This window comes from Brevundimonas sp. DC300-4 (genome assembly GCF_049897365.1).
Classification (GTDB): domain Bacteria; phylum Pseudomonadota; class Alphaproteobacteria; order Caulobacterales; family Caulobacteraceae; genus Brevundimonas.
Genome location: NZ_JAFCWC010000046.1, coordinates 1 through 1,022, shown reverse-complemented (window position 1 = coordinate 1,022; position 1,022 = coordinate 1). Strand labels below are relative to the sequence as shown.

The window sequence follows — 1,022 nt, the reverse complement described above, 5'->3', positions numbered from 1 at the left end:
GACATCCCGTCCTCAATCGCGGCGATCACACGATCCCGCAGATCCACCGAAAGCGCCTTGCTCATTCATGCTGGCCTCCGCCTCCAGCAGGAATGTTGAATCAGAACCCGGCTCCCTTGAGAATCCCCTGCGATTCAATCAGATCGCGAAGTGCTCTAGTGCGCCGACACAGCAGCGGACTTGGCCAAAATTAGCTTCGGTGACCGGACATGCAGCGGCGGCGACCGGAGGCCAAAAGACCCATTCGTCCGCGCGAGGTCTCAGTTTCCCGACCGACCTGGAAGGGGGGCTGGATTGGTCGGCCGGGAGACAAGCCTAAGCTCTCGCTCAAGCTCAGCCATAGCGCAGCCGGGTATCCGTTGTTCCTCGTCCATCCAATAAAACTTGTCTCCTGCCAGGCCTGAGAGCTGGAAAGCCGAGCGTTTATCCCGCACCGTCATCACCGACGGCTCCTATGGATCGGAAACGGTCAACGACATCCGATCCGAAAGCGGACAGGCTCTGAGAAAACAGCGCTCGGGAGGCGGATACCAGCAGGTCGATCCTCTCGCCAGAACGCAGCATCGGCAAGGCCGCGTCATCATTGGCCCCGTCGTCTTTCGGGATGGCGGGGCCTTTTGCATGTCCGGAACCCGCAAGCCCGTTCGCCGTTCAAACCCTGGTGCCGGCTGGTGCGAGGGGTGGCCCGGCAATAGATGCCCCTCCGAATGCAGGTGTTACGAACTGCGGATGTGGCCCCCGTCGTCTCCTGCGGCGGGGGTCGTATCTCTGGCCCTGTCCATCGGCGTTCACCGCGGGACCCTACCGAACTCGAACTACCTCATTGAATGAGATCAATTTTTAGGGACGATGCGGGATCCCGAGAACGCCGATCAACTTGCGCGTATACGTGCTTTTCTTGTTCTAGAGCATTTTCCGATCAGTCTGCATCGTAGCCTGCGGCGGCGAAGTAGTTTGCGCATTCCTGCGGTGAGTAGGTCTGGATGATGCGGGCGATGGCGTCCCAGAGCTGCTCGATGGAT

General features: G+C 59.9%; 1 pseudogene. It reads right to left on the bottom strand.

Features of this window, described 5'->3' with window-relative positions:
* Nucleotides 1-919: 919 nt before the first annotated feature.
* Nucleotides 920-1,022 (bottom strand): annotated as a pseudogene (locus tag ACP7AZ_RS17795) (IS630 family transposase); the annotation flags it as partial.